A 4,054-nucleotide genomic window follows, 5' to 3' on the forward strand; every position below is an offset into this window, starting at 1 on the left:
GGGCGTGTCGCCAGAAATCCTGCGCTCCAAGTGCCGTCGCCTCAAGCGCGAGCACGACCTGGGCCTGATCGTGATCGACTACCTGCAGCTGATGAGCGTGCCGGGCAACAGCGAAAACCGCGCGACCGAAATCTCGGAGATCTCGCGTTCGTTGAAGGGCCTGGCCAAGGAACTCAACGTGCCGGTGATCGCGCTGTCCCAGCTCAACCGCTCGCTGGAAACGCGTACGGACAAGCGCCCGGTGATGGCCGACCTTCGCGAATCCGGCGCTATCGAGCAGGACGCGGACATGATCGTGTTCATCTACCGCGACGATTACTACAACAAGGAAAACTCGCCGGACAAGGGCTTGGCCGAGATCATCATCGGCAAGCACCGAGGCGGCCCGACCGGCGCGTGCAAGCTCAAGTTCTTCGGTGAATACACGCGCTTCGACAACCTGTCGCACGACTCGGTGGGGTCGTTCGAGTGACGCTGCAGGTGTGAGGCTGCAGGTGTGACGCTGCGGGTGTGACGGTGGTGGCGGCCGTGGGTTGGCAATCCGGTGAATCCGGTGAGTCCGTTTAATCCGGTGAGTCCGGTGAGTCCGTTTAATCCAGTGAGTCCGGTGAATCCGGTGAATCCGAACCGGGTAGGTGCCGACCGTTGGTCGGTACGCTTCGGCACCGGTCCCGGAGCAGGGTAGAGCCGAGCCATGCTCTGCTGCTCTTCCGGCAGCGCTCCGGGTGCGTCAGCCGAGCATGGCTCGGCTCTACCTCCCGCCTATGGCCGGCCGAGCATGGCTCGGCTCTACCTCCGCCTCTGGCCAGCCGAGCATGGCTCGGCTCTACCTCTCGGCTATGGTCAGCCGAGCATGGCTCGGCTCTACCTCTCGGCCCCATTCGCGCGCTGCCGGTGATTTTCACCCGATTCCCTGTTCTTCATCCGCGTATTTCCGCGTCCGTCGGCGCTGGTCGGTGTTCGTCGCGTGCGCCTTGCGGGCCCATCGGCGCGGTCGCAGTGTAGAACCGTGGGCAATGACGCCCGGTGCGGTGGAGACCGACGATGAAGACCCTGTTGGCGCTTGGCGTGTGGTGCCTGCTGTTCGTGCTGTGCTGGCCGCTGGCAATCCTGGCTTTGGTGGCATGGCCGTTCATCTGGTTGGTGAGCCTTCCGTTGCGTCTGGTCGGGATTACCTTCACGGCACTGTTCGCGTTCCTGCGCGCGCTCCTTCTGCTGCCGGCGCGGTTGCTGGGCGGTGGCCCGGTGGCCGCATGAATCGCGTGGATCGCATGAATCGCATGTGCGCAGGTCTGATCGCRCTGTCGCTGGCCGCACCGGCGCTTGCCGCTGACCCGCCCACGGCCTGGGTGGAGCGGCAGAAGGCCAGCGAGGCAGATGCTGATCTAACGCCCACCAAGGACGCCCCCAAGGAACATTGCCGGGTGGTGAAGGAATGGAAGGTGGGCGAGGTGGTCGCGCAGCACCGCATCTGCGAGGATCCGCCGAAGGCGCCGGCCGTGGCGGCGCCGGAGAAGAACGCCAAGCGCGCCTGATGGCCGTTGTGGCGGCGGTGCCAGTATGCCGGCCGCGACCGGCAGCGGTCGCCGTTGGCCGGCTCCACATTTGCCGGGAAGAGCGGCCGACCCGTTATCGGTAGTGCCGGCCGCTGGCCGGCTCCACGCGGGCCCAACAGAAAGAGCTGCCYGGCGCCACCGTTATCGGTATGCCGGCCTCCGGCCGTAACCGGTAGTGCCGGCCGCTGGCCGGCTCCACRYRGGCCCAACAGAAAGCGCAGCCGGCAACGGCCGGCCCTACCAGGGACGCGGATGCGCCCACAAAAAACCCCGCCGCAGCGGGGTTTTTCGTTACGCCATCTACAGGGCTCAGTTGGCCTTGTGGATCGCGCGCTTGTTCACGGCCATCGCCGCATCGTGCACCGCTTCGGACAGCGACGGGTGGGCGTGGCAGATGCGCGCCAGGTCGTCCGAGGAGCCGTTGAACTCCATGGTCAGCACGCCTTCATGGACCAGTTCGGACACGTTGGCGCCGACCAGGTGCATGCCCAGCACGCGGTCGGTTTCAGCGTGCGCCAGCACCTTGACGAAGCCGGCCGGCTCGATCATGGCCACGGCACGGCCGTTGGCGGCGAACGGGAAGCTGCCGGCCTTGTACGGGATACCCTCGGCCTTCAGCTGCTGCTCGGTCTTGCCGACCCAGGCCAGCTCCGGCTCGGTGTAGATGACCCACGGAATGGTGTCGAGGTTGACGTGGCCCGGCAGGCCCGCGATCAGCTCGGCCACGGCGATGCCTTCCTCGAAGCCCTTGTGCGCGAGCATCGGGCCGCGCACGCAGTCACCGACCGCCCAGACGCCATCGACGCCGGTGTGGCAGTGCGCGTCCACTTCGATCTGGCCGCGCTCGTTGATCTTGACGCCGGTGCCTTCGGCCAGCAGGCCCTTGGTGGCGGCGCGACGGCCAACGGCCACCAGCAGCTTGTCCACAGTCAGGGTCTTCTCGCCCTCGGCATCGGCGTAGGTCAGGGCGACTTCCTTCTTCTTGCCCTTGCCGGTCACTTCGGCCTTGGAGACCTTGGCGCCCAGACGGATATCCAGGCCCTGCTTCTTGAATTCCTTGGCGGCCGCCTTGGCCACTTCGGTATCGGCAGCAGCCAGGAACTCCGGCAGCGCCTCCAGGATGGTCACTTCCGAACCCAGGCGCTTCCACACGCTGCCCAGTTCCAGGCCGATCACGCCGGCGCCGATCACGGCCAGGCGCGCGGGGACTTCAGTGAAGTCCAGGCCGCCGACGTTGTCGACGATGGTGTCGCCGTCGAACTTGGCGAACGGCAGTTCGATCGAGTCCGAACCGGCGGCGATGATCACGTTGGTGCCCTTGAGCTCGACGATGGAGCCGTCGTGCTGGGTGACCTTGACCACGTTGCCCGGCTGCAGCTCACCGAAGCCGTAATAGGCGGCGACCTTGTTGGCCTTGAACAGCATGCCGATGCCGCCGGTGAACTGCTTGACGATCTTGTCCTTGCGGCCAACCATCGCCTCGACGTCCATCTTGGCGTCCTTGAAGGTGATGCCGTGGTCGCCAAAGATGTGGCCCATGTTCCAGAACTGGCGCGAAGAATCCAGCAGCGCCTTGGACGGGATGCAGCCCACGCGCAGGCAGGTACCACCCAGGGCCGGCTTGCCGTCCTTGCCCAGGGCCGCGTCGATGCAGGCGGTCTTCAGGCCCAGCTGCGCGGCGCGGATGGCGGCGTGATAGCCGGCCGGACCGGCACCGATGACGACGACGTCGAATTGTTCAGCCATTGAAATAGTCCTTGTTGCATTCCCGAGCTTCGCTTGAAGCCGGTGGCGAGCAGGCGCCGGGGAGAGAGCAGGGCAGTGCGGTGCATTGCCGTAAAACCAGAACCCCTCCGCGCAGGCGCGGAGGGGCGGGAGGCCTTACAGGCCGAACAGCATGCGGCCCGGGTTTTCCAACTGGTTCTTGATGTCCACCAGGAACTGGACCGAGTCCTTGCCGTCGATGATGCGGTGATCGTAGGACAGCGCCAGGTACATCATCGGCGCGATCACGACCTGGCCGTTCTGGGCGATCGGACGCTCCTTGATGGCGTGCATGCCCAGGATGGCGCTCTGCGGCGGGTTGATGATCGGGGTCGACAGCAGCGAGCCGAAGGTGCCGCCGTTGGTCACGGTGAAGGTGCCGCCCTGCAGTTCTTCCAGGCTCAGCTTGCCGTCACGGGCCTTCTTGGCGTAGTCGGCGATGGTCTTCTCGATGTCGGCAAAGGACATGCGCTCGACGTTGCGCAGCACCGGGGTCACCAGACCCTTGTCGGTCGACACGGCGATCGAGATATCCGAGTAGCCGTGATAGATGACGTCATCGCCGTCGATCGAGGCATTGACCAGCGGGAAGCGCTGCAGCGCATTGGCGGCGGCCTTCACGAAGAAGCTCATGAAGCCCAGCTTGATGCCATGGGCCTTGACGAACTCGTCCTGCAGATCCTTGCGCGCGGCCGAGACCTTGGACAGGTCGACCTCGTTGAAGGTGGTCAGCA

The 4,054-nt window shown here is 65.5% G+C and carries 5 protein-coding genes; 3 read left to right on the forward strand and 2 right to left on the reverse strand.

Annotated features, from left to right (window positions below; translation table 11 throughout):
* From AC1DQP_RS17625 to AC1DQP_RS17635, 3 genes are all read left to right on the forward strand, one after another.
* Nucleotides 1–472, forward strand: a 472-nt coding sequence (locus AC1DQP_RS17625; RefSeq protein WP_478052114.1) for a DnaB-like helicase C-terminal domain-containing protein, incomplete at its 5' end; no start/stop codon positions are given.
* A 572-nt stretch (nucleotides 473–1,044) separates the two neighbouring features.
* Nucleotides 1,045–1,257, forward strand: a complete 213-nt coding sequence (locus tag AC1DQP_RS17630; protein ID WP_457321514.1) for a hypothetical protein — start codon at nucleotides 1,045–1,047, stop codon at nucleotides 1,255–1,257.
* Complete coding sequence (locus AC1DQP_RS17635; protein ID WP_457321516.1) at nucleotides 1,254–1,535, forward strand: hypothetical protein; 282 nt, start codon at nucleotides 1,254–1,256, stop codon at nucleotides 1,533–1,535. The genes AC1DQP_RS17630 and AC1DQP_RS17635 overlap by 4 nt, the downstream gene beginning before the upstream one ends.
* 330 nt (nucleotides 1,536–1,865) lie before the next feature.
* Here AC1DQP_RS17635 and lpdA read toward each other — a convergent pair whose 3' ends face one another.
* Both lpdA and sucB read right to left on the reverse strand, forming a co-directional pair.
* Complete coding sequence (lpdA, locus tag AC1DQP_RS17640) at nucleotides 1,866–3,302, reverse strand: dihydrolipoyl dehydrogenase (protein ID WP_256775543.1); 1,437 nt, start codon at nucleotides 3,300–3,302, stop codon at nucleotides 1,866–1,868.
* A gap of 135 nt (nucleotides 3,303–3,437) precedes the next feature.
* The coding region (gene sucB / locus AC1DQP_RS17645) for a dihydrolipoyllysine-residue succinyltransferase (protein ID WP_478052115.1) at nucleotides 3,438–4,054 on the reverse strand (617 nt) is incomplete at its 5' end.

Source organism: Stenotrophomonas sp. P5_A8, assembly GCF_056400545.1.

Coding starts and splice junctions, on each gene's coding strand:
- AC1DQP_RS17630 (WP_457321514.1), top strand. CDS start 1,045: ATGAAGACCCTGTTGGCGCTTGGCGTGTGGTGCCTGCTGTTCGTGCTG.
- lpdA (WP_256775543.1), bottom strand. CDS start 3,302: ATGGCTGAACAATTCGACGTCGTCGTCATCGGTGCCGGTCCGGCCGGC.